Raw genomic sequence first — 22,824 nt, 5'->3', positions numbered from 1 at the left:
ATTTTTTATATCTTTTGAGTCTTCGCCATTCAAGAACCTAGGCATAAAAATGACTTTTATTGCTACAAAAATGAGGTTTAAAACCTTATTGTTTTCTTGTAACAATTTTTATGATAAAATTAAGCATATTTTCTAGGAGGTAATATGAGAAATAAAAATAATAAAAAAAGGATAAAGAGTAAAAATACTAATAGATTTTCATCTCTTTTTACAAAGGATAATCCTAGCTATAAGCCAAGATCCGGAAAATACATAGTTACGAAAGACGGCAAGAAGATTAAAAATAAGAAGCGTGTCTTATCACCTCTTAAAATCATAAGAAATCTTTTCGTTATTTTTCTCGGATTTTGCCTGCTATTTTCAATCTATGCTTTTTGTGTAATCGCAATTTCTCCAAAGATTGATCCTAAACATATATATGATGAAATTTCTCAGAGTTCAGTTATCTACGATGATAAAGGAAATGAGTACGGGTTCCTCACCTCGTCCGAGGAGAGAACTCTTGTAGATTATAAGGAAATACCTGAACATACCAAGAATGCTTTTATTGCACTTGAAGATAAGACTTTCTTAAAGCATAACGGCCTTAATTACAAAAGGCTTGTAGGTGCAACTCTGAACATTTTCAAGGGAAGCTCAATATCGGGAACGAGTACAATAACCCAGCAACTTGCGAGAAATGTTTATCTTCCTAATATTAAAAGCAGAAGAAGCATCAAGCGAAAGGTTCTTGAGATATACTATGCTAAAAAAATCGAGAGAAATTTATCGAAAGATAAGATAATGGAAGCTTATCTAAACAGCATTTATTTCGGTTATGGAAATTATGGAATTGAAAGAGCTGCAAAGGTATATTTTTCAAAGAATGTGAGCGATCTCACCCTCGAAGAAAGTGCAGCCCTAGCCGCTCTACCTCAGGCTCCTGATTCATATGCACTAATTAAGGATTTTGATGGAAAAGAATATGATTCTAATACCTCTACTGTAATTAATGTCGACTCAAGGAACTTGCTCTGTAATGATATATCAGCTGATAGAAGAAACCTCTGCTTAAAGCTGATGAAAGACCAAGGATATATCGATGAAGCGGAGTATAAATCGGCTTCATCTAAAAAGCTTGTCGACTTTATCAATCCTAGCATAAGAGAAGATAATAATACCGATTATTTCAAAGATTACCTTGCAGAAGAAGTCACAAAGAATCTGATAAAAAAATATAAGATGAATGAGGATGAAGCTTATAAGCTTGTCTATAGAGGCGGGTTAAAGATTTATTCAACTGTAGATACACAGGCACAGAATGTTATAGAAAAGGAATTTAACAATAATAGCATCTTCCCTCGCTCTATACCAACAAACAAGGATTCCTCTGGTAATATTTTAAATGATTCCGGAACAATTACCTTATATAAGTATGGTAATCTAATAAATGATAGCGGAGATTTCACCTTTGCCTCTGATGAATGTAAGAAAAATGACGACGGCTCTCTTACAATTTACAAGGGTCACAGGTTAAATATTTATACTACAAAAACTGATTCTGGCAAAGATTACAGCCTTGAATTTAAGCCAATGTATCTTGAAAGAGATGGCAGTATGTATATTTGTCAAGGCGGATATATCAATATCCCTACAGAAGATAAGAAGCTGGATAAGGATGGAAATCTAATTATAAATAAGAAATTTTTCAAGGATAATCCGTCTATGTTCGACTTATCAGGTGATAATGTAATAATTCACAATACAGGATACACCTTGCAGGAACAGTCCATCCAGCCTCAGGCGGCAATGGTAATAAATGACAATGAAACGGGTGCAATCAAGGCAATGGTTGGCGGACGCGGAATTACCGGCCAGCGTTCATTTAATAGAGCTACAAGCCCAAGGCAGCCAGGTTCATCAATAAAGCCACTTGCAATATATAGTTCTGCAATTCAGCATAGCTATGAACTTCAAAGCAAGGGGAAGAAATTTAAGGCAAAAAATATCGGTAATGACACTCAGGGTTCTAAATATTATGGCGATTATCTTACAGAAGCCTCGGTAATCATAGACGAGCCAATCAGGATAGGTGGACGGATATGGCCTTATAATGCAGATAGAAGATTCCGCGGAAAAATGACTATGAAGCAAGCTCTTGAGCAATCAATAAATGTTGCTTCTGTAAAATTATATGAACAGCTCGGAAATGACTACTGCCTTGAAATGGCAAAGAAATTCGGCCTTAAGCACCTTGTTACAAGCGGTGAAACATCTGACTCAAATCCTGCCGCTCTTGCCCTAGGTGCTATGACAAAGGGTGTTACAACTCAGGAAATGGCAGAGGCATATACAGCCTTCCCTAATGGCGGTGTAAGGAAGTCGTCCATTGTTTATACTAAAATTTTGGATAAAGACGGTGTTGAAATTCTAAAGAGCAAACAGAAATCGACAAAGGTTCTCGACGAAGGAGTTGCCTTTATAATGAAGGATATGCTCCAGTCCAATGTATCTCGCGGAATTGCGGGGCCAGCTGCAATAAGCGGGCAGGCTGTCGGTGGTAAGACGGGAACAACAAATGATAATTACGACATATGGTTCTGCGGATTTACAGCAAAATATAGCGGTGCACTTTGGATTGGTAATGATGTAAATATGTATGTCAATGGAGGTTCATCAATCCATAACGCTAGTATATGGAGCAGGATAATGCGTCAGATAGATGGTGCTTTAAATGGTAAATACAAGGGAGTGCCAAGCAATGTTGTAAAGTCCGGAAATGATTACTTCATAAAAGGTACTGTCATGAAATCTCCTGAAACGGAAGAGGAATTAAAGAAAAAAGCCGAGGAAGAAAGGCTAAAGGCTGAAGAGGAAGAGAGAAGAAGGATGGAAGAAGAGGAAAATGAGGACGATGATGAGGATATAGATTCCGGTGAAGATGAGGAAGATCCACCGCTTCCTCCATCGCCTCCGTCACCATCAGACCCACGCCCTCACAATCCATAATTATTTAACATGATTATTTAGGATTTAAATAATCTATTAGAAGTTAAAATAAAAAAGACCTCTTGGTCCACATTCCTTACTGAGAATGCCCCAAGAGGTCTTTGTTTATTTAATACTTTCTATAGCCTTTTTTCTATCGCCCGACTTAAATATATATGAGCCTGCAACTAGAATATCCGCTCCTGCTTCCTTTAGGAGATGAGCATTATCCCCATTTACACCTCCGTCAACTTCTATTAAGAATTTTAGATTTTTTTCTTCTCTAATTCTTGATAATTCTCTTACCTTATCTATCGACTGCGGGATAAATTTCTGGCCGCCAAAACCGGGATTTACAGACATTATGAGAACTAGATCAACCTTATCAATGATGCACGAGAGTAAATCAACTGGTGTAGCAGGGTTTAAAGATACTCCCGCTTTAATTACTCCATTTCCAAGACTTTTAATATGTTCAATTGTCCTATCCAGATGAACACAGGCTTCCTGATGGACTGTAATGAACTCTGTTTTGTCGGTCACAAAAGTATCAAGATATTTATCAGGATCTTCTATCATAAGATGAACATCATATGGAACGCTAGAAATCTCATTAAGGCTTTCCATCACTCCTGCTCCAAAGCTGATATTTGGAACAAAATGACCGTCCATAACATCAACATGAATATAATCAGCTCCAAGCTCGCATATTTCCTTTACCTCATCACCAAGCCTTGAAAAGTCGGCGGATAGTATTGATGGTGATATTTGTATCATTTGCTCCCCTCCTTAGTCCTACCATTTATTTGATAATTTCTCTTCATATTCAAGTATATTAAGATATGAATTATACCTACGCTCCGAGATAATACCTTCTTCCAATGCCCTTTTTACCACGCAGTCAGGTTCATTTATATGCTGACAGTCTTTAAATTTGCACTCGCCTTCTGTAAGCTTCCTAAACTCAGGGAAATAATCTTTTACCATATATTTATCCATTTTGGGTGGCTCGATTGATGTAAATCCAGGTGTATCGAAAAGCATCGTCTCATTTCTTAAAATAATAATTTCCGAATGTCTTGTCGTATGCTTCCCTCGCCTTGTCTTATCACTTAGATTTCCCGTCTTCATATATTCATCCCGTTTGCCACCTAGGATTTTTTCGATTTTATTTTTTTGAGCAAAATCCAAGGATAAAATTTCTATAAGCTTGTTCGTAATGGTCGATTTTCCGACACCGGACGCTCCTGCAAAGGCAACGCTCTTTCCTTTAATAAGATTAAACAAGTCCTCTAATCCATAGTTGCTCATCATATCGGTTTCAATATATGGATAAATCGGTTTATAAATATTTCTTATCTTTAAAAGTTCTTCTTCGCTTGCAGAATTTGATTTATTGATGCAAATTCCTACATCTATTCCCTTATATGAGCAAGATAGAGCGAGCTTATCTATGGCTAAATAATTTGGAAGTGGGTCTTTTGGTGCTGCAACTATAATTATCATATCTATATTTGAAACAGGCGGCCTAATCAAATAATTTCGTCTATCATATACCTTTGTTATGACATATTCATCGTGATTTTCATTTTTTTCAAATTCTACATAATCGCCCACATATAGGATATTATTTTTTGCTTTAAGCCGTCCTCTCGCCTTGCACATAAATATCTCATATGATTCGGGGACCCTACTTACAAAGTAGAATCCCCCTATTCCCTTAATTATTCTGCCACGCATATAATCTTATCTCTCAATATTTCCATTTGTGCTTCCGTCAGAAGATTCTTTACCCTTGCTAACTTCGATGTCAATGGTCGTTCCCTTGTCTAATGAACTTCCCGCAGAATACTGCTGGTACATTACATATCCACTTCCATAAATATCGCTATTATTATAAGATATGTTTCCTACCTGAAAACCTGCCGAAGCTATGGCAGACTTCGCCTGCTCTAGAGTTTTTCCTGTTAAAGTAGGTACAGTACCTTTTTCCTTGCCTTTTCCATCGCTGACAGTAATATTTATCTTCGTTCCCTTGTCTGCTTCTACGCCTCCTTCAGGGTCTTGTTTAAGGATAGTTCCTGCAGGCTCAGTTGATGTAACTTCCTTTACAATACCAAGCTTATAACCATTTTTCTTTATTATCTTTTCTGCCTCATCATACTTCTTACCGATTAGATTTGGCAATGTTCCTGCCTTTGAACCTTTGCTCAGATTAACTGTAATCGTAGAACCCTTTCTATGCTTTGTGCCTGCCTCAAGGCTCTGTTGAGCGACCCTGTCCTTTGCAACATCAGGACTATATACACCGCTTCCTTTTTTGATTTTAAATCCGTCTTTCGTAGCTGTCTTTTCTGCCTGCTCATATGTCATTCCCGATAAATCAGGCACTACCTTTGAATCTCCCCCAAATAATCCTACGCTCTTTCCTATGAAAAATAGTGCAATAAGAAGAACTAAGGCGGCAGCAATCCCGATTATTACCTTCTTTTTCTTGCCTGCTTTCTTTTTCTTTTTTTTGTCACTCTTATTGTCTAATTCATCTGAATCATTCTTTTTTCTTTCAACTGTGGCTGCGGCATCATTGAAGAAGGTGTTTCCTACTATCTTTGTTACAAATTCAATATTATCTAAATCCTCAATAAGCTCGCCTGCACTTGTATATCTATTAGTCTGGAATTTGTTTGCACATTTCATAACAGATCTCTCGAGCTGAGGTGGTATTCCGCTTACCAGTTCACTAGGCGGTTTTATCTCCTCATTTATATGTTTAAGTGCTACAGTAACAGGATTATCTCCGTCGAAAGGCACCTTACCTGTGAGCATTTCATACATTACAATTCCAAGTGAGTAAATATCAGATCTCTCATCTACATAATTTCCCCTAGCTTGCTCAGGTGAAAAATAGTGAACGGAGCCGATTATCTTGCTACCGGTAGAAAGCGTTGCATCATTAACTGCCTTTGCAATACCAAAATCCGCGAGCTTTACAGTCCCATCTTTGGTAATCATGATATTCTGAGGCTTTACATCTCTATGAATAATCTTATTATTATGTGCAACGGAAAGTGCAGAAGCTACCTGCCTTGTAATATCTATTACCTTGCGATAGTCCATAGGAGCCTCTTCAGCTATAATATCGCTTAGTGTTCTGCCGTCTATGAGCTCCATTACTATGTAATTTATGTTGCCTTCTCTACCTACATCATAGACTGCAACTATATTAGGGTGTGAAAGTCCTGCTGCTGCCTGCGACTCTCTTTTGAAATTTTCAACAAATGAGGCATCTTTAGTAAATTCCGGACGAAGAATTTTTATCGCTATATATCTATTAAGCAATTTATCCTTAGCCTTGTATACAACTGCCATACCCCCATCGCCGATTTTTTCAATCAGCTCATATCTGCCCGCAAGTAATTTATTGCTCATCGCTTTCCTCCATCTTATCAATGCAGATTACAGAAATATTGTCATTTCCTCCGTGCAATTTGGCCTTATCTACAAGTGTTCTCGCACAAGTTTTCATATCATCGGCATTAAGCATCTCCCTAAGAAGATCCTCATTGCTAAGCTCTGTGTACAAACCATCTGTGCACATCAAAACTTTATCATCTTTTTCATAATTAACGCTAAAGCAATCAGGTCCGCTATAAGCATCTTCCCCGATAGCCCTCGTTATCACATTTTTTTTATTATGATTAATCGCTTCCTCTTGGGTTATTACTCCCATCTTAATAAGGTCATTTACATATGTATGGTCTTCGGTAATCTGGTAAATCTCATCTCCATGAATAAGGTAAACCCTGCTATCACCTATATTTGATATATATAATGCGTCCTTTCCTATATATGCAAAAACCAGCGTCGTTGCCATTCCATCATATTCAGGCACTCCCTCCGATAATCTGCATACAACTTCATTTACAAAGTTTACAGCATCTTCAAAATAAAGAAACATCTTATCCTTGCCCTGCTCTTCAGGTATTTCATTTTTTAAAATGTAGTCCTCTAAGGCATCGAGGGCAGTTCTGCTCGCAATTTCTCCCGCCTTATTTCCTCCGACTCCGTCTGCAAGCATGAAAAAACGCTTCTGTAATACCACCATTACAGAGTCTTCGTTCTTTAATCTTCTATTTCCTTTATCTGTCAGATAGCCAACTCTCATATTTTTTGCATTATACAATAATAAAAACCTATTTTGTTATTATAAGGTAAAAAACATCTACTTTCAACTATTTCAATATCAGGAATTGATGATAATACCCTAGTAACAAGCTCTTCATTTTCCTCTTTATTTATTGTGCAAGTTGAGTAAATTATATACCCATTATTTTTTAGATATTTTATGCCATTTATAAGTATCTTTTCTTGAATTTTTTTAAGAGAATCCAGTTTTTTTAAATCAACTCTGTACTTTATCTCAGGCTTACTTGGTATTACGCCAAGCCCTGAGCAAGGGACATCAGCAATTACATAATCAAATTTACCTATCATGTCACGATTGAGCACTGCTCCGTCCATTTCTCTTGTTTCTATAATATCTATCTTCGACCTTTTGGCATTTTTATTAATCAGATCTATTCTATGCGGATATATGTCAGAGGCAATTACACTTCCTTCGTTAAGCATATTCTCTGCTGCCGCTATGCTCTTACCACCGGGTGCTGCACAGAGGTCTAAGACCATTGAGCCTCTTTTGGGATTAAGTCTTTCTATAGCTTCTATAGATGACGAAGATTGAACCGAATATAAGCCCTCGTTATACATATCATCTTTTAAAGGCATACCTTGCCTGACTATTATCCCATTTTTAGTTGTTTTATCGAGAATTACGCTATAGCCTTTTTCATTCATTTTTTCAATCAATGAATCCCTGTCTATTAGGCTCTTATTACATCTTAGAACCACGGGCTTTGGCTCATTCAATGCTTCCATTATCTTTATTCCCTCATCCTTATATTGTTTCAAAATGAGTTCATATAATTCTTTTGGAAAAGATAGCCTTATCCTTTCTTCTATCTTATCAATTGAAAATCTATCCTTTTCTCTTAAATAAGACCTTAAAATACCATTTATAAAGCCTGTAGTTCCTCTAGCTAGAGATTTTGATAATAGAGCAGCCTCGTTTACGGTGGCATAATCAGGTATGCTATCCATTGAATTTATTGCAAAAATTGACATTCTCAATATAAGAAGTGGCCTCACATTGACGCTTCTTATACCACGCTTAGCAAGACCATCTATTATGTAATCCAAAAGAATTTGATTCCTTATTACACCTTTTACCATCATCTGTACAAAGGCGGAATCCGCGTCTTTAAATTTCCTTAGGGAATTATTAATTGCAATATTTGAATACGCAGATTCTTTATATACTTTATTAAGTGCGTCAAATGATGCTAACCAATCCTGTTTCATTCACGAGAACCTCTCATAACCAGCACCCTGAGAAGTGCTGCAACAGCTGTTGCAAGTGCTGCGACATATGTCATTGCTGCAGACCTAAGCACCGCCTTGCTTCCCTCGAGATCTCTGTCATCAACAATGCCATATTCCTGCATCTTTGCTATGGCTCTATGGCTTGCATCAAATTCAACAGGTAGGGTGACAAGATGGAAAAGACAGACTACTAAAAAACATATTACGCCAAAATTAAATAGCATATTACCAGCCATGCTCGCTGGATTTTGCCATGTCAAAACAAGTCCTATCATTATAAGCGGCCAAGATATTCCCTGCGTAAAATTAGTAAGAGGAACGAGGGCATTCCTTATTGTGATAGGTGCATATCCCTTATTATGCTGAATTGCGTGTCCAACTTCATGGCAGGCGATGCACATAGATGCAATAGAATAATCATTACCCACCGCCTCCGAGAGATTTAAGCTGTTAGACCTCGGATCATAGTAATTTGTCAGGGCATCTCCCCTTATGATGTTAATTGGAACAGTATCAGATAGTCCCTCTCTGTCAAGAAGAATCCTTGCAGCCTCTACTCCCGTTATATGCTTGCTATTTTCAAGATTTGAATACCTAGCATATGTAGACTTCATCTTTGCCTGAACGAAAAGCGTAAAAATAAAAGCAGGTAGTAGAACTATCATCGATGAAAAATATCCGGAATTAAAACCGTAACCATAATAACCAAACATTTTATACTCCTTTTTATTTTAATCTTTCTTAATCTTTCTTTTTTGTGAACCTATCACCAATTTTTATTTTCGAGCCCCTTAAGAAGTCTTTCGCCTTCATGCGTTTTTTACCCTCTAATTGAAGCTCCTTTATGGCTAAGGCATTCTTACCACATTTTATAATAAAATTGTCATCATTTATATCAATAACCATTCCAAATTTATCTGCATCACTGCTCGAATTAACAATTTCTGCATCGAAGAACTTATATGATTTGCCATCTAAATAACTGTGAAGGACAGGCCACTTGCGAAAAGCTAGAAGCTTATTCATCTCTATTTTTGCATCATCTCTAAAATCGGTCTCTCCATCTGATTTTTTTAAAAGCCTTGTGAATGACGCATCTTCCTCATCTTGCTTCTTATATATCGCCTTGCCACTGATAATATTTGGGATCTCCTCAATCAATAGCTGAGCTCCCGCCCTTGACAGCTCATCAGTCAAGTCAAATATATCCTTACCTGCCAGCGAAATCTCTCTTTTTGATACAATATCCCCTGTGTCAAGTCCCTCGTCCATCTTCATCAGAGTAACTCCGGTATTTGAAATTCCATCTGCTATAGCAAATTGCATTGGTGCAGCTCCCCTATATTTTGGTAGAAGTGAACCATGAATATTAAAACAGCCATATCTTGGAATATCAAGCACCCTCTTTGGGAGAATTTGTCCGAATGAAGCGACAACTATCATTTCTGGCTCTAAATCTTCGAGCATGAGCATAAAATCTTCATCTTTTCTAATTCTTAGGGGCTGTGATATTTTTAATCCATGTTCTAAAGCCACCTCTTTAATTGGAGAAATCTGAATTTTCCCTCTATTACCCCTTCTATCAGGCTGTGTCACAACTAGATCAACCTCATATCCATTTTTAATTAGTTCTTTTAGTGCCGGAACTGCAAATTCCGAGGTTCCCATATAAACTATTTTCATTCTTCTTCATTCTCCGAAATATAATCGTCATATTCTTCCTCTGTCATAAGTAAGTCGGTCTTATCCGTATATAATATGCCTGACAGATGATCGTATTCATGACAGATTACATTTGCCGCAAATCCTTCAAATTCTTCTTCATTCCACTCGCCGTCAAGGTCCTGATATTTTATTCTTATCTTATAAGGTCTATTTACTATTCCTATGTATCCCGGAACGGACAAGCAACCCTCCCTGCACTCCTGCTCTCCCTCTTGATATGTGATTTCAGGATTTATCATAACAAAGGTGTCTGATTTTTCAGGAATGTATGGACAGGCAACGAATAATCTTTTAATAATTCCAACCTGCGGTGATGCAAGTCCCACTCCATTTGAATCTCTCATAGTATCAATTAAATCACCTGCCAGCTCTTTAATTCTAGGCGTGATCTCCTTAACCGGTTTACACTTTTTTGTGAGAATTTCATCTCCTCTTTTTACAATCTTTCTAATTGCCATCGCATCTCCATTTTTTTAATTAATATGGGTTTATATCTATTTCTATATAAAAATTTGCTCTATTTTGAATCAACTTCTGCCTATATTCAGCAAAAGCTCTAACATAATAATTCCTGCTACCTATAGGTGATTTAATAATAAAGGTGACCTTGCTCCTCTCTTTTTTCCCTCTCGAGCGAACTGCTACAGGTTTTAATAATTTTGCATTTTCTGGAGCATTTTTGCTAGTCATCAGCCTATTATAGAAATCATTTGCATAGATGAATAGCATTTCATCATCTCTATCATCTTTATCTTTTACTGCAAATGATACTTCAATTATATCAGAGTATGGTGGGTAATACATGATTTTTCTATGTAGCAACTCATTCATATAGAATTGCTCATAATCACCTTTTGCAGCAGACCTTATTACCTCATTGTCAGGCTGGTATGTCTGAATTATGACTTTACCGCCTCCGTCAGTCCCTCTTCCTGCTCGCCCGCTAACCTGCGTTATAAGCTGGTATGTTCTTTCTGAAGCTCTATAATCAGGTATGTTCAATGATGTGTCTGCTAGCATTACGCCAACCAGCCCAACATTTTTAAAGTCAAGACCCTTTGCAAGAATTTGAGTACCTATCAATATGTCCGTCTTTTTTCCCCTAAAATTAGAGAGAGTTTTGTCAATATCTCTTTGGCTCTTTGCTGTATCCAAATCAAATCTATCAACCGAGTAACCGTCAAAGAGTGCCCTAGCCTCATTTTCAATTTTCTCGGTTCCTGAGCCTATAAATTTAAGGAATTTGCTACCGCACTCAGGACATTCGTGTGGAGCAGGTTCTTTTTTACCACAGTAATGACAGACGACAGCTCTTTCAGATTTGTGATAGGTCATATTTATACCACAATCATCGCATATGAATCTGTGACCGCACGAAAGGCAGGTTATCTGAGTTGAGAAACCCCTTCTATTTAAAAATAAGATCACCTGCTTGCCTTTTTCAAGAGTTTTGTGCATTTCAGACGCAAGCTCTGAGCTAAAATTACCTCTGTTGCCTTTTCTTAGCTCATTACGCATATCTACTATCGAAGTCGTTGGAAATTCTCCTCCACCTATTCTCTCATTCATCTCGATAAGCTTATATATTCCAACTCCCGCTCTATTAAATGAAACGACGCTAGGAGTAGCACTTCCGAGTACCAGCGTTGCTCCATAATAAGCAGTCCTCTTATATGCAATGTCGATTGTGTCATATTTTGGCGTATGATCGCTCTTATATGTCGACTCGTGTTCCTCGTCCATTACTACAAGGCCTATATTATCAAGAGGAGCAAAAATTGCAGTTCTCGCACCTATTACAATCCTCGCATTTCCACCTTTTATTCTATTCCATTCAGTTAGCTTCTGTCCCCTTGTCAGCTTGCTATGAAAAATCGCAACCATGTCATCTCCGAACCTCGCTTTGAAAACCCTTGCCATCTGAGAGGAGAGTGCAATCTCAGGCACCAAAATAATTACATTTTTTCCCTCTCTTATTGCGATCTCTGCACTCTTCATATAAACTTCAGTTTTCCCGCTGTTGGTAACACCTTTTAATAAGAATGTCTGATGTTTTTTACTTAAAATTGATGACGAAATTTCTTCTATTGCATTTTTTTGCTCTTCTGTCAGAGTTGGCACATAATCAGCCTGCTCATAATCTTTTATATCAATGGATTTTTCCCTCTTTCCCTCTGTTGTAAAAAGCTTTATGGCATCTATATATCTAACACCATATCTCATTTTCATCCACTTTGCAGTATCGATAATCTCAGAGTTTAAAGATGCGGATTTATCTACCGACGCTACCTCTTTAATCTTGATTTCTTCAAGGTCTGTCTCATCGTTTACATCAAAAATATACCCAGTAATAGGTTTCTTACGCCTAGCAAAGGGTACACTTATTTTATCGCCAATTTCTACTTCTAAATCAGTCTTATATGTATAAAAAGTGTCTGTGTTATCACTTCTATTGTCAACAATTACATCTACATATTTCATTATTTCACCCTAAAATAGGAATTTTATTAGCTCTATAATAGGAAAATATTATGCTTTTCGCATATACGCTCCATTTCTTCCGGCCATACAGATACCTGAACCTCGCCGATATGTGCTTTTCTTAGGAAGAACATACATAACCTGCTCTGCCCTATTCCTCCACCTATAGTAAGAGGAAGCCTATTCTCAATTACATCTTTATGAAATGGCAGATTTGCCCTATCCATTTTACCAGATAGCTCAAGCTGTTTTTTCATGACATCGGAATTAACCCTGATTCCCATAGAACTTAATTCTATAGGCACTTCAAGAACATCGTCCCATAGGATTATATCACCATTGAGTTCCCAGTCATCGTAGTCAGGAGCTCTGCCGTCGTGAGGCTTACCAGATTTAAGATTTCCACCTATTCTCTTGATAAATATCGCTCCATATTCCCTAGCAGCAAGTTCTTCCCTTTCCTTCGGACTCTTGTCAGGGTATCTATCTTCTAGATCCTGCGAATCTATAAATTCTATTTCATTTGGAATAATCGTCTTAATATCGCGATATAGTCTATTTACATAATCACAGGCATTTTTAATCGCATTATAAATGGTTATAACCGTGTTCTCGAGATAGTATTCATTCCTATCCTCTTCCGTGATAACCTTTTCCCAGTCCCACTGGTCAACATAGATAGAGTGAAGATTGTCAAGCTCCTCATCTCTTCTGATTGCATTCATATCTGTATATATTCCGTGACCGGGCTCAACCTTATATTTATTGAGTGCCATTCTCTTCCATTTTGCAAGGGATTGAACAATCTCTACATCTCTTTCTCCCATGTCTTTTATTGTAAAATCGACACGCCTCTCATATCCATTTAAATTATCATTGAGTCCGGATGCAGGTTCAACAAAAAGAGGTGCTGTAACCCTTCTTAGCTGCAGCCCATATGCGAGTTCAGCTTGAAAATAATCCTTTATCTTCTTTATTGCTCTTTGCGTTTCAGCCTGATCAAGTATCGGTTTATATCCCTCAGGTAAGATGAGATTGGACATTTTATCATTATCCTTTCGTTTATATATTTTCCTTCTACTATTTCTTTTCTTATTTATTATGAATTTCGATTAATTTAACTTGTTTAATGTTTTTTAACTTTATAATTTAATTTTCATCCTCTAATTTGGAAATTTATTGTATTCTATTTTTCGGCATTTCTTGCATATTCGCAGCCACAAAATTTCTGCCTATATAACCCATGCTTTTTTGAGAGTTCAACGCTCCTGCCAAAGCCATTTTTCTTTTTAAAATCTATGTCGAGGAATTTAATTCCTAATTTTGATTCAAGACTTAAGCCGATATGTTTAATATTATCATAATCCTTATGCGGGCTTACTGACATCGTGGTGGTGAAATAATCAGCTCCAATTTCTCTAGCCCTTATTGCTGTCTCAGAAAGCCTCATCTCGAAGCAAATATCACATCTTCTGCCACCTTCAGGTTCATCTTTAAGCCTATCTGCCCTCTTTATAAAATCAATAGGCTCATATCTTCCCTCGATATAGTTCACATGGGTAGTTCCCTTATTTTCTTCGTTAAAAATCTTGATAAATTTAAGCAAGGCCTCTTTTCTTAAATTATATTCTAAAGGATCCATGATATTTGGGTTGTAAAAAAATATAATCACATTGTAGTCAAAGGCAATTCTCTCTATGCAAGATGTCGCACATGGACCGCAGCAAGCGTGAAGAAGAACTGATGGTTTTAAAGGGTCGAGCAAAAGATTAAAGCTCTCTCTCTTACCTTCCTTATTCTCAAATGATGATATATTCATACCAGCTGATAAACTTTTCTTCTCCAAAATGTCCACCCTGTGATGCTTGAAAATTTTCTACTATTTATTGTTAAAATATATAGCAAGGCAATTATAACATAGCCAGGCTATAAATAAAAATAAGTCAGAAGGGCTGCAAAAAGCGGAATTGTGGCGAGAGAAATTACCGTCGTTATTGATACTATTTCAGCCGCCTTATTTCCCTCTATCTTCTGCTGTACTGAGATAGCGGCTGTAACCACTGCAGTAGGAAATATGCTGGAAAATACTGTTATAAGTTTTACCTCGTCATTTAACATAGGGAGAAAATGCACCGATAGGAATGTTATCACGGGAATTATAAACATCCGAACAATGCTCGTTAAATTTACATATTTATCCTTGATTATCTCCTTTAAATTGCTGTCTCCAAGCTGAACTCCTACTATAATCATGGAAATTGGTATTGTTGCATCACTAAGATATTTAACTATGGAATTAATAGCTTCCGGCGGTCTATACTGCATTAGCATAAAAAGAACTCCAACCGTAATTCCGATCATAGCAGGATTAATCATCGACTTAAGATTCGACATTAAGTTCGCCTTTTCTCTATCACGACCGATGTTTAAAACCATAGGCATAATTCCATAAAAGAAAATACAGGTAGGAATATTTATCATGACAAGAAGGTAGAAAATATCATCTCCGAAAATTGCCTGCGTAACTGGAAAACCCATAAATCCGTTATTAGTAGCTATCATAGCTGCTATATAAACTCCCCACTGCTCGCGGGGCTCAAATTTGAAATATTTAACAATCAAATATGCAACCAAAACTCCAATTGCGTAGTATAGGCTGTTAACTATAAGAACTTGAACAGTCGATTCTATCAATCTCGATGATAATTCCTTTGAATAAATCGAATATGCTGCCATGCACGGTGCTGTAATATAAAGCAGTAGCTTTGTAAGCGAATCCTTTGCATCCTTCCCAAATACTCCAAGTCTATATGTGATATATCCCACGAGTATCAAGGAAAAAATTCCGAAAACTCTTCCAAATATTAATAACATTTCATACTTCCTTTTAATTTAAAATTTTATTATCTTCTTTTAACCTTTTTATTATAGATTATTATTCAGTAAAATTGTAGAATATCTATAAGATTTTTTGACTGACGAGGTAAAAAATGCAGGGCGGAGAAAAATATAATTCTATAAGCAATTATCTAATTGATTATTTTGGTAAAAAAACTATTAAAATTCCAATCGATGCAGGATTCACCTGCCCAAATAGAGATGGAAGTTTAAGCAAGCTCGGTTGCACCTTCTGTTCTTCTGACGGCTCAGGAGAGCTCGCTTCCCATGTCGATGCGAAAAATTTTCCAGAACTAAAAAAGCAAATCACAGAATCCATATCAAGTCAAATTGAGATAATGTCAAAGAAGTGGCAAAATGCTGTCTACCTCGGCTACCTGCAGAGTCATACCAATACTTATTCTGACACAGGCACTCTTTATAATATCTACCATGCAATCCTAGATGAGCCTAGAATAAGTGGACTCGTCATAGCGACAAGACCGGACTGCCTCGGAATAGATGAAGATGGCGAAAGCGAGATATTAAACCTCCTTGAAGATATAAATAAGGACAATTTTATGTGGGTAGAGCTTGGACTTCAGACGGGAAATGACATAATACTAAAAGAGCTAAATACCTGTTATTCCTCATCTGATTATGCCAAGGCATCAAAGGAATTAAAGCGAAGAAATATAAGATTTGTAACCCACCTTATACTCGGACTTCCGCATGAAACAAAGGACGATATGCTATCTTCCCTTGACTATGTATGCAATCGCTGTGAAAAGCCATTTGGCATAAAGCTTCATCTGATGAATTTAATAAAAAACTCACCTCTTGCAATGAAAAATGGTGCAATAGATCCTGATAATATAGGAGAATACCAGCCATATTTTAAAAGCATTGATGAATATACCGATTTTGTAGTAGATATGCTCGAGTTAATACCAACTGACATTACCATTCACAGGCTAACCGGCGATGTTCCGAGGAAATTGCTACTTTCTCCTAAATGGAGTTATAAAAAAAGAACTATATTAAATTCGATAAATCGCAAGTTAAAAGAGCGTGATACATATCAGGGTAGGTTAGCATAAGCTATTTTTAAATGCCTTAGGTATATCTCTAATCCTTTCTATATTATTTTCAATACAATATATGCTTATCATCCTTGTTATAGGTATGACGAGAAGCGAGCCACAGCCACTGATAGTTATTGACAAAATACCCTCTGCAAAAGAACTGCTATTAAGCATCTCTGAAAAACTCATATTTTTTACAAATTGCATGATTAAGGTCATAAATTCAGCCATATAGATATAGAATATAGTATGTATAGATGTGCTAAGCACATATCTAGAAATCTCATCAGATGCTTTAATCACATCTTTTCTATCTATCGATAGCGTTTTCTTATTTATCTCAAATATTGATGAAGAAATAGCCATTGCAGTATCACACATAATTCCAATCAATGAAATTATCAAGATTGAATTTTGTATCAAAAGCATATTTATTCCTATGTTTCTCGTATATCCGTTTGAATCAGTTATCTCATATTGAAACTCACTAATTCCATGGCAGGCAAGCTTTTGTGAAAGGATATAAATGAGCGGAATGATTAATATTATTACCGATATAACCGATGCCAAGGCTATCCTCGCCTTAATATCTTCCTCATTTTGATAAATCAATATTGAATAAATGAAGATGATTGATATAGGTATTGTAACAAAGGCAGGATTTACTCCCTTATATATTAAATATATATAAAGGGCTAAGACAGAAATATTTATAACAGTCGTCGCTATTGATTTTGCACCTTTATTTCCACAAAAAATTAATATCAGTGCTATCAAAACAATAGAAAGTTTAATCAGCATATATCCTTACCTTTCTTAAGTAAAATTATCGTAAAAAAGACCGAAATAGGTACTGCGAGCACAATTGCTATGCTACCAGTGAGAAATCTTGCCAGTATAAAGAATGAATGATGCTTAATAATTGAATGTAAAGTCATTGAATTTCTAAGAGAAAGTATAAAAAATGGAATTTCTGTAGCTATATTTGTAAAAAACATTACAGGTATCATCGTTCCAATTATGTCATCTCCGACATTTCTCGAAGAAAAAAATATATCTTTATTACTTATATTCGAATTTTTATCAAGAATCTCCTTTAGCGTAATAATTATTGCAATTGATACATCCATAACTCCTCCCATGCAGGCTATAAGGGTCTCGGAGAAGAATATCCTCCTTGCATCAATTGGTGAATAAGGCTGTAAAATAAAATCCATAAAATCGTAATCGGGCTCAGATGAAAAAGACATGGTGAGATAAGTTATGAGCCCTGTTATAGCGATAGCTGTTATAGAGGAGAGAAAACAGGTCCATGTAATTTTGCCATTTCCATTTAAAAATATAAGCAAGACAAAGGTGAAAAATACTATCATAGGTATGCTGAGATAAAGGATATTAAATCCTTTAAAATATAGAATGATTATTCCATAAAATGCCCCTATATTAATTGCTAAGCTAATAAATGTTAAAAATCCGTCCCTTTTTCCAATCAAAAGAAAGATGGAAAAGAGAAGCGTCAAGGAAATAATTATTATATAATCTCTCTTTATTCCCGAGGGAACGCCTGTTAAAATCCCATCTTTTTCTCTTAGATTATCAACGAAAATATCATCTCTACTTTTATATTTTATATCATATACTTCTGAACTAGCATATTGATTTTTAAGTTCAATCTCTTTTCCCTTGAATTTTCCATTTTTTATAACTGCCCTAATATCCTGTTTATAATATTTTTCACTATAATTATCATCAGGACTTTTTTTAGAATATTGATATGTATTTTTAACCGAAGAAATTGTCGCTATAGTTTTTGAATAGAGCTCGTAATCCATTTTGAGAAAAGAATATATAGATAGAATTATCAATATAGAGATTAAAAGCCTTAAAATCTTAGTCTTTTTTTCTTTTGCATTTGCTAATAAATTTGCTTTTGAATTATTTGCATTCGCTAATAATTTATCTTTTGAATTTTCTGAATTTAAAATACTATTATTTGATCTCTTTATTTTTTATCTCCTTTATAAGCCCATGACCGATCCTGCCGTCCATATAATGCTTCCTGCATAATGACACATACATCTCATTTCCGCCTACCAAGACCTGCTCACCGCTTCTTTTTATTTTACCATCTATAATTCTTGCAACCATTGTAGCTTTTCTTCCGCACCAGCAGATTGTCTTTATTTCTTCAATCTTATCTGCATAGATGAGCAAGTAATATGAGCCTTCAAATAACTCATTTTTAAAATCATTTTTTAGTCCATAGGCGAGAACTGGTATGTCAAAGGTGTCGACAATTTCTGCAAGTTCAAGAATATGATGTTTTTTCAGAAATTGACATTCGTCTACAAGTACGCAGTCCGGTTTTTCCTTTTCCGAAATTCGCATAAATAATTTTAAAATATTTGTATCGTCTTTAACCGAAATTGCATCCCTCTTAAGGCCAATTCTCGAATTAATGATTCCTGATTTATCGCTTTCATTTAGCACCGGTGCTAGGCAGAGAACTTTTTTCCCTCTTTCTTCATAATTATGAGCAACTTTTATCAGTTCAAGCGACTTTCCCGCGTTCATGGTGCTATATCTATAATATAATTGTGCCATTTAAGCCTTTTTTATCCTCCTCTTACCAAGATAGACAATTCCTGCAAGTACAACGGTAAATGGTACGGTTAGAAGTATTGCCATGCTCCCTGCCAGAGCCTGAAGCATATCCGCTATTATAACCTCTCTATTCGCAAGCTCGACAATGGAAGAAGAATAAGTTATAAGTAGCATTATATCGGTCACAGAGCTACCAATATAAGCCAGTATAAGCGTGTTAGACATCGTTCCCATTATATCCCTGCCAATTCTCATTCCGCTCCTAAATAGCTCTGTAAATTTTATATCGGGAACATGAATTACTATTTCATTTAGAGAAGATGAAATGTCCATAGCCACATCCATTATCGCTCCGAGTGCTCCAATTATTATTCCAGAGAAAACTAAAGCAACCAAATCTATTGGCTTATCAGGAAAAAGCATCGTTATATAAATAGAATGCTCATCAGTCATTCCCGTCAAATGCAAAAATATATTTGATATATATGTTACAAGAGCAGCCATTCCCGTTCCAGCAAAACAGCCTAGCATAGTTACTAGAGATTTTTTTGTAGCACCCTCTATAAGAAGCAATGTCATAACAATGGTAAATGTGCAAGTTAACAAAATCCCCAAATAAATATTATATCCATTCATTATCCATGGGAGGAAAACGCAAAATACAAATAAGGCTGTAAATGTCAGTGAAATTAGAGCATTTATTCCTTTTTTTAGACCGATAATGATAAGTCCTATTGCAAAAATAATAGCAAGTATACCTATCTTATCAAGTCTATAATAATCTACAAATTGCCACCCACCGCTGTCAGTGAGAAGGACCCTATCTCCATTTTCTACAATCTTTACTTTTGCAGTTAAGGCATAATTTGAGCTCTTTGTCTGCACCGCATTTACAATTTCATTCTTATGTTTTCCTGAGAGTATTTTGCATTTAAAAGCGATCTCATAGTCCTTTGTTGTTACATCTGTTCCCTGACTTCTCTCATGAATTGTTTTTTTACCTACAGATGTTACAACAGCGTGCTCTGTTACATTGCTATCATATTTAAAAAAGTCGATATTTTTGGTTGTTTTCTTGCTTCCAACTATGATTATAATTGCTGAAACAAGCACTACTATAATCCACAGGAGAGCTTTTTGCAGTTTGCTGTGCTTATTCATCTCAATCCTCCGCCTATACCTTTTATCATATAAATGCCCGATATAAGAACATATTAAAACTTCATCATATTATATCAGAATTTATTATTAAAAATAAGAAACACCAATGTGTTTAATACATCATTGGTGCTTCTCATGGTGCCCAGACTCGGAATCGAACCAAGGACACAGGGATTTTCAGTCCCTTGCTCTACCAACTGAGCTATCTGGGCAAATTTCGATTGTAAAATCTCTTTATTAAATTATTGGTGGGCCATCGGGGACTTGAACCCAGGACCTGCCGGTTATGAGCCGGATGCTCTGACCAACTGAGCTAATGGCCCACAAAATATCATATAGATATGTGGTCGGGGTGGCAGGATTTGAACCCGCGGCCCACTGGTCCCAAACCAGTTGCGCTACCAAGCTGCGCTACACCCCGTTGTCACCAAAGAGTCAAATATTTAAATTTATATTGGTTTCTATTGGTCGGGGTGGCAGGATTTGAACCCGCGGCCCACTGGTCCCAAACCAGTTGCGCTACCAAGCTGCGCTACACCCCGTTAGTGTGGCAGGGGCAGTAGGACTTGAACCCACGGCACGCGGTTTTGGAGACCGCTGCTCTACCAACTGAGCTATACCCCTACATCAAATAAATAGTGGCGGAGAAGAGGGGATTCGAACCCCTGCGGCCCGTATTCGAACCCTAACGGTTTAGCAAACCGTCCTCTTCAGCCTCTTGAGTACTTCTCCTTATGAACGAACTACCTTTGCTACTCCACCTTTGGCGGAGAGGGTGGGATTCGAACCCACGGTCCCTTTCGGAATCACTGGTTTTCAAGACCAGCTCCTTAAACCACTCGGACACCTCTCCAAATTGGTGACCCATCGGAGACTCGAACTCCGGACACCTTGATTAAAAGTCAAGTGCTCTACCGCCTGAGCTAATGGGTCAAGTTGGCTGGGGTAGCAGGAGTCGAACCTGCGAATCACAGAGTCAAAGTCTGTTGCCTTGACCACTTGGCCATACCCCATCATTAAGGGTTATAAATAAATTATGGTGAGCCCGTGGAGATTCGAACTCCAGACACACGGCTTAGAAGGCCGTTGCTCTATCCAGCTGAGCTACGGGCCCATGACTCGCATCTAACTTGACAAATGCCTACTTTATTGTAAAAAATGGAGCGGATGATGAGAATCGAACTCACGCCATCAGCTTGGAAGGCTGAGGTTCTACCATTGAACTACATCCGCACATTGGAGCGGAAGACGAGATTCGAACTCGCGACCCTCGCCTTGGCAAGGCGATGCTCTACCCCTGAGCCACTTCCGCATATTATATTGGTCGAGGGAGATGGATTCGAACCATCGAAAGCAAAGCTAACGGATTTACAGTCCGCCCCCTTTGGCCACTCGGGAATCCCTCGATATATTGGAGCTGATGGAGGGAATCGAACCCCCAACCGTCTGATTACAAATCAGATGCTCTACCGTTGAGCCACATCAGCATATCTTCTTGATAGCCTTGGTGGTTAAAAAAATGGCGACCGGGATCGGGCTCGAACCGACGACCTCCAGCGTGACAGGCTGGCATTCTAACCAGCTGAACTACCCGGCCATATGGTGGACGCAATAGGGCTCGAACCTATGACCCCCTGCTTGTAAGGCAGGTGCTCTCCCAGCTGAGCTATGCGTCCTGAGCAGTTTCCGACTGCAACGATGATAATACCACATATGATATTTTGTGTCAATATTTTATTTTTGCTTTTTTATTTTATCACTCTGGACTTGCTTATTCCTGCTAAATCATATGCCAGTAAAATTAGTTAAACCATATGCAAGTAAAGTCATGTGCTTTATTGAACTTGATAGCTTAGACAAGCCTTTCCTTTATCATCTCTACCCTGCTTTTTGTTAGCAACTCTCTCCCAGAGCAAATATTTTGAACTAAGGATTTTAATGCTTTAGAATTTTCTGTATCAACCGATAATTCCAAAGACACCTTGTCTCTATACTCCGTTGATATAATATTAAAAAGACCATCTTTTTCAGCATTGCTTATCTTTCCAAGCATTGAGTAGTCTATAATATAGGTATGAATAATTTTTTCTTTTACAATACCTATCCCCGCAGTATCAATTGCCTTTCTAGCAGATTCAGAGTACGCTCTTACAAGTCCTCCTGTACCTAGAAGTTTACCACCAAAATATCTTGTAACCACGATTACCGAATTTGTCAATCCCAGCGAAACCATCATCCTTAATATTGGTGGCCCTGATGTCCCAGATGGCTCGCCGTCGTCACTCTCCCATTGAATATTTTGTTTTTCACCGCATACCAGTGCAGGTACATTGTGAGTTGCGTCTTTATATCTTATTTTAATTTCAGATATAAACTCCTGAGCTTCTTCATAACCGTTCACAGGTTTTATATTTGTAATGAATTTAGATTTATTAATTTCAAGCTCTGTTTCTGCTTCATCATATATGGTTTTATATAAAATCAT

Annotated in this window: 19 protein-coding genes and 16 tRNA genes; 2 read left to right on the top strand and 33 right to left on the bottom strand. The window is 37.0% G+C overall.

From position 1 onward, the window contains the following. The first annotated feature begins 144 nt into the window (after positions 1 to 144). A complete protein-coding gene (locus BQ5371_RS00685) occupies positions 145 to 2,988 on the top strand; it encodes a transglycosylase domain-containing protein (protein ID WP_071132056.1) in 2,844 nt (947 codons plus the stop codon). Positions 2,989 to 3,093: 105 nt separating this feature from the next. Here the strand turns inward: BQ5371_RS00685 and rpe are convergent, their stop codons facing one another. The 12 genes from rpe to BQ5371_RS00625 all read right to left on the bottom strand — a co-directional run bounded on the left by rpe (position 3,094) and on the right by BQ5371_RS00625 (position 15,486). Further along, positions 3,094 to 3,744, bottom strand: a complete 651-nt coding sequence (gene rpe, locus BQ5371_RS00680; RefSeq protein ID WP_071132055.1) for a ribulose-phosphate 3-epimerase — start codon at positions 3,742 to 3,744, stop codon at positions 3,094 to 3,096. 18 nt (positions 3,745 to 3,762) lie between these two features. Further along, the gene (rsgA, locus tag BQ5371_RS00675; protein WP_071132054.1) at positions 3,763 to 4,707 is read right to left on the bottom strand and encodes a ribosome small subunit-dependent GTPase A; all 945 of its coding nucleotides are present in this window, start codon (positions 4,705 to 4,707) and stop codon (positions 3,763 to 3,765) included. A gap of 6 nt (positions 4,708 to 4,713) precedes the next feature. Then, positions 4,714 to 6,396 (bottom strand): Stk1 family PASTA domain-containing Ser/Thr kinase, encoded by a 1,683-nt coding sequence (gene pknB / locus BQ5371_RS00670; RefSeq protein WP_071132053.1) that lies wholly within the window; start codon positions 6,394 to 6,396, stop codon positions 4,714 to 4,716. Beyond that, positions 6,386 to 7,150: a Stp1/IreP family PP2C-type Ser/Thr phosphatase gene (locus BQ5371_RS00665; RefSeq protein WP_083377356.1), complete on the bottom strand. Its 765-nt coding sequence runs from the start codon at positions 7,148 to 7,150 to the stop codon at positions 6,386 to 6,388. The genes pknB and BQ5371_RS00665 overlap by 11 nt, the downstream gene beginning before the upstream one ends. Continuing rightward, positions 7,129 to 8,385 (bottom strand): 16S rRNA (cytosine(967)-C(5))-methyltransferase RsmB, encoded by a 1,257-nt coding sequence (gene rsmB / locus BQ5371_RS00660; protein ID WP_071132052.1) that lies wholly within the window; start codon positions 8,383 to 8,385, stop codon positions 7,129 to 7,131. Before rsmB ends, BQ5371_RS00665 begins: the two co-directional genes overlap by 22 nt. Then, complete coding sequence (locus BQ5371_RS00655) at positions 8,382 to 9,119, bottom strand: zinc metallopeptidase (RefSeq protein WP_071132051.1); 738 nt, start codon at positions 9,117 to 9,119, stop codon at positions 8,382 to 8,384. Before BQ5371_RS00655 ends, rsmB begins: the two co-directional genes overlap by 4 nt. 28 nt (positions 9,120 to 9,147) lie before the next feature. Continuing rightward, positions 9,148 to 10,089, bottom strand: a complete 942-nt coding sequence (fmt, locus tag BQ5371_RS00650) for a methionyl-tRNA formyltransferase (RefSeq protein WP_071132050.1) — start codon at positions 10,087 to 10,089, stop codon at positions 9,148 to 9,150. Then, positions 10,086 to 10,589 (bottom strand): peptide deformylase, encoded by a 504-nt coding sequence (gene def / locus BQ5371_RS00645; RefSeq protein WP_071132049.1) that lies wholly within the window; start codon positions 10,587 to 10,589, stop codon positions 10,086 to 10,088. Before def ends, fmt begins: the two co-directional genes overlap by 4 nt. Before the next feature lie 19 nt (positions 10,590 to 10,608). After that, on the bottom strand, positions 10,609 to 12,612 hold the full coding sequence (gene priA, locus BQ5371_RS00640) for a replication restart helicase PriA (RefSeq protein ID WP_071132048.1): 2,004 nt from the start codon (positions 12,610 to 12,612) through the stop codon (positions 10,609 to 10,611). A 32-nt stretch (positions 12,613 to 12,644) separates the two neighbouring features. Next, entirely contained in the window at positions 12,645 to 13,655 is a 1,011-nt protein-coding gene (gene asnA / locus BQ5371_RS00635; protein WP_071132047.1) for an aspartate--ammonia ligase, read from the bottom strand. A 143-nt stretch (positions 13,656 to 13,798) separates the two neighbouring features. Next, positions 13,799 to 14,458 (bottom strand): epoxyqueuosine reductase QueH, encoded by a 660-nt coding sequence (locus BQ5371_RS00630; RefSeq protein ID WP_235821158.1) that lies wholly within the window; start codon positions 14,456 to 14,458, stop codon positions 13,799 to 13,801. A gap of 80 nt (positions 14,459 to 14,538) precedes the next feature. Beyond that, positions 14,539 to 15,486: an AEC family transporter gene (locus BQ5371_RS00625; RefSeq protein ID WP_071132046.1), complete on the bottom strand. Its 948-nt coding sequence runs from the start codon at positions 15,484 to 15,486 to the stop codon at positions 14,539 to 14,541. Positions 15,487 to 15,602: 116 nt separating this feature from the next. On the opposite strand from BQ5371_RS00625, the gene BQ5371_RS00620 reads away from it, so the two are divergent. Beyond that, positions 15,603 to 16,589: a TIGR01212 family radical SAM protein gene (locus BQ5371_RS00620; RefSeq protein ID WP_071132045.1), complete on the top strand. Its 987-nt coding sequence runs from the start codon at positions 15,603 to 15,605 to the stop codon at positions 16,587 to 16,589. Here BQ5371_RS00620 and BQ5371_RS00615 read toward each other — a convergent pair. From BQ5371_RS00615 to BQ5371_RS00515, 21 genes are all read right to left on the bottom strand, one after another. After that, positions 16,581 to 17,375: a YibE/F family protein gene (locus BQ5371_RS00615; RefSeq protein WP_071132044.1), complete on the bottom strand. Its 795-nt coding sequence runs from the start codon at positions 17,373 to 17,375 to the stop codon at positions 16,581 to 16,583. The two genes, BQ5371_RS00620 and BQ5371_RS00615, sit on opposite strands and share 9 nt — an antisense overlap. Then, positions 17,369 to 18,406, bottom strand: a complete 1,038-nt coding sequence (locus BQ5371_RS00610) for a YibE/F family protein (RefSeq protein WP_135354772.1) — start codon at positions 18,404 to 18,406, stop codon at positions 17,369 to 17,371. The genes BQ5371_RS00615 and BQ5371_RS00610 overlap by 7 nt, the downstream gene beginning before the upstream one ends. A 157-nt stretch (positions 18,407 to 18,563) precedes the next feature. Beyond that, complete coding sequence (locus BQ5371_RS00605; RefSeq protein WP_071132042.1) at positions 18,564 to 19,178, bottom strand: thymidine kinase; 615 nt, start codon at positions 19,176 to 19,178, stop codon at positions 18,564 to 18,566. After that, positions 19,179 to 20,339 (bottom strand): YibE/F family protein, encoded by a 1,161-nt coding sequence (locus BQ5371_RS00600; RefSeq protein WP_071132041.1) that lies wholly within the window; start codon positions 20,337 to 20,339, stop codon positions 19,179 to 19,181. It lies immediately after the preceding gene. A gap of 136 nt (positions 20,340 to 20,475) precedes the next feature. After that, positions 20,476 to 20,551, bottom strand: a tRNA-Phe gene (locus BQ5371_RS00595). Between the two features lie 34 nt (positions 20,552 to 20,585). Then, positions 20,586 to 20,662: transfer RNA gene (locus BQ5371_RS00590), tRNA-Ile, on the bottom strand. Positions 20,663 to 20,683: 21 nt separating this feature from the next. Then, positions 20,684 to 20,760 (bottom strand) — tRNA-Pro (locus tag BQ5371_RS00585). A gap of 44 nt (positions 20,761 to 20,804) precedes the next feature. Beyond that, positions 20,805 to 20,881 (bottom strand) — tRNA-Pro (locus BQ5371_RS00580). Between the two features lie 6 nt (positions 20,882 to 20,887). Then, positions 20,888 to 20,963: transfer RNA gene (locus BQ5371_RS00575), tRNA-Trp, on the bottom strand. Between the two features lie 15 nt (positions 20,964 to 20,978). Then, positions 20,979 to 21,071: transfer RNA gene (locus BQ5371_RS00570), tRNA-Ser, on the bottom strand. Positions 21,072 to 21,103: 32 nt separating this feature from the next. After that, positions 21,104 to 21,192, bottom strand: a tRNA-Ser gene (locus tag BQ5371_RS00565). Positions 21,193 to 21,196: 4 nt separating this feature from the next. Then, positions 21,197 to 21,272: transfer RNA gene (locus tag BQ5371_RS00560), tRNA-Lys, on the bottom strand. Positions 21,273 to 21,276: 4 nt separating this feature from the next. Continuing rightward, positions 21,277 to 21,352, bottom strand: a tRNA-Gln gene (locus BQ5371_RS00555). 24 nt (positions 21,353 to 21,376) lie between these two features. Further along, positions 21,377 to 21,453 (bottom strand) — tRNA-Arg (locus BQ5371_RS00550). A gap of 45 nt (positions 21,454 to 21,498) precedes the next feature. Then, positions 21,499 to 21,572 (bottom strand) — tRNA-Gly (locus BQ5371_RS00545). A gap of 4 nt (positions 21,573 to 21,576) precedes the next feature. Next, positions 21,577 to 21,651, bottom strand: a tRNA-Gly gene (locus BQ5371_RS00540). Between the two features lie 9 nt (positions 21,652 to 21,660). Further along, a tRNA-Tyr gene (locus BQ5371_RS00535) sits at positions 21,661 to 21,745 on the bottom strand. A 6-nt stretch (positions 21,746 to 21,751) separates the two neighbouring features. Then, positions 21,752 to 21,826, bottom strand: a tRNA-Thr gene (locus BQ5371_RS00530). 33 nt (positions 21,827 to 21,859) lie between these two features. Next, positions 21,860 to 21,936: transfer RNA gene (locus BQ5371_RS00525), tRNA-Asp, on the bottom strand. Between the two features lie 3 nt (positions 21,937 to 21,939). Next, positions 21,940 to 22,015: transfer RNA gene (locus BQ5371_RS00520), tRNA-Val, on the bottom strand. 176 nt (positions 22,016 to 22,191) lie between these two features. After that, complete coding sequence (locus tag BQ5371_RS00515) at positions 22,192 to 22,824, bottom strand: YigZ family protein (protein WP_071132040.1); 633 nt, start codon at positions 22,822 to 22,824, stop codon at positions 22,192 to 22,194.

This window comes from Alterileibacterium massiliense (assembly GCF_900104645.1).
GTDB classification, from domain to species: Bacteria; Bacillota; Clostridia; order Peptostreptococcales; family Anaerovoracaceae; genus Alterileibacterium; species Alterileibacterium massiliense.
This window is presented reverse-complemented; position numbering and strand designations above follow the sequence as displayed.

Bases quoted from the DNA above. Each gene is read 5' to 3' on its own strand.
- asnA (WP_071132047.1), bottom strand. From the start codon at position 13,655: ATGTCCAATCTCATCTTACCTGAGGGATATAAACCGATACTTGATCAG.
- BQ5371_RS00610 (WP_135354772.1), bottom strand. From the start codon at position 18,406: ATGGATTACGAGCTCTATTCAAAAACTATAGCGACAATTTCTTCGGTT.
- BQ5371_RS00615 (WP_071132044.1), bottom strand. From the start codon at position 17,375: ATGCTGATTAAACTTTCTATTGTTTTGATAGCACTGATATTAATTTTT.
- BQ5371_RS00655 (WP_071132051.1), bottom strand. From the start codon at position 9,119: ATGTTTGGTTATTATGGTTACGGTTTTAATTCCGGATATTTTTCATCG.
- priA (WP_071132048.1), bottom strand. From the start codon at position 12,612: ATGAAATATGTAGATGTAATTGTTGACAATAGAAGTGATAACACAGAC.
- fmt (WP_071132050.1), bottom strand. From the start codon at position 10,089: ATGAAAATAGTTTATATGGGAACCTCGGAATTTGCAGTTCCGGCACTA.
- pknB (WP_071132053.1), bottom strand. From the start codon at position 6,396: ATGAGCAATAAATTACTTGCGGGCAGATATGAGCTGATTGAAAAAATC.
- rpe (WP_071132055.1), bottom strand. From the start codon at position 3,744: ATGATACAAATATCACCATCAATACTATCCGCCGACTTTTCAAGGCTT.
- BQ5371_RS00685 (WP_071132056.1), top strand. From the start codon at position 145: ATGAGAAATAAAAATAATAAAAAAAGGATAAAGAGTAAAAATACTAAT.
- rsgA (WP_071132054.1), bottom strand. From the start codon at position 4,707: ATGCGTGGCAGAATAATTAAGGGAATAGGGGGATTCTACTTTGTAAGT.
- rsmB (WP_071132052.1), bottom strand. From the start codon at position 8,385: ATGAAACAGGATTGGTTAGCATCATTTGACGCACTTAATAAAGTATAT.
- BQ5371_RS00515 (WP_071132040.1), bottom strand. From the start codon at position 22,824: ATGATTTTATATAAAACCATATATGATGAAGCAGAAACAGAGCTTGAA.
- BQ5371_RS00620 (WP_071132045.1), top strand. From the start codon at position 15,603: ATGCAGGGCGGAGAAAAATATAATTCTATAAGCAATTATCTAATTGAT.
- BQ5371_RS00605 (WP_071132042.1), bottom strand. From the start codon at position 19,178: ATGGCACAATTATATTATAGATATAGCACCATGAACGCGGGAAAGTCG.
- BQ5371_RS00600 (WP_071132041.1), bottom strand. From the start codon at position 20,339: ATGAATAAGCACAGCAAACTGCAAAAAGCTCTCCTGTGGATTATAGTA.
- BQ5371_RS00625 (WP_071132046.1), bottom strand. From the start codon at position 15,486: ATGTTATTAATATTTGGAAGAGTTTTCGGAATTTTTTCCTTGATACTC.
- def (WP_071132049.1), bottom strand. From the start codon at position 10,589: ATGGCAATTAGAAAGATTGTAAAAAGAGGAGATGAAATTCTCACAAAA.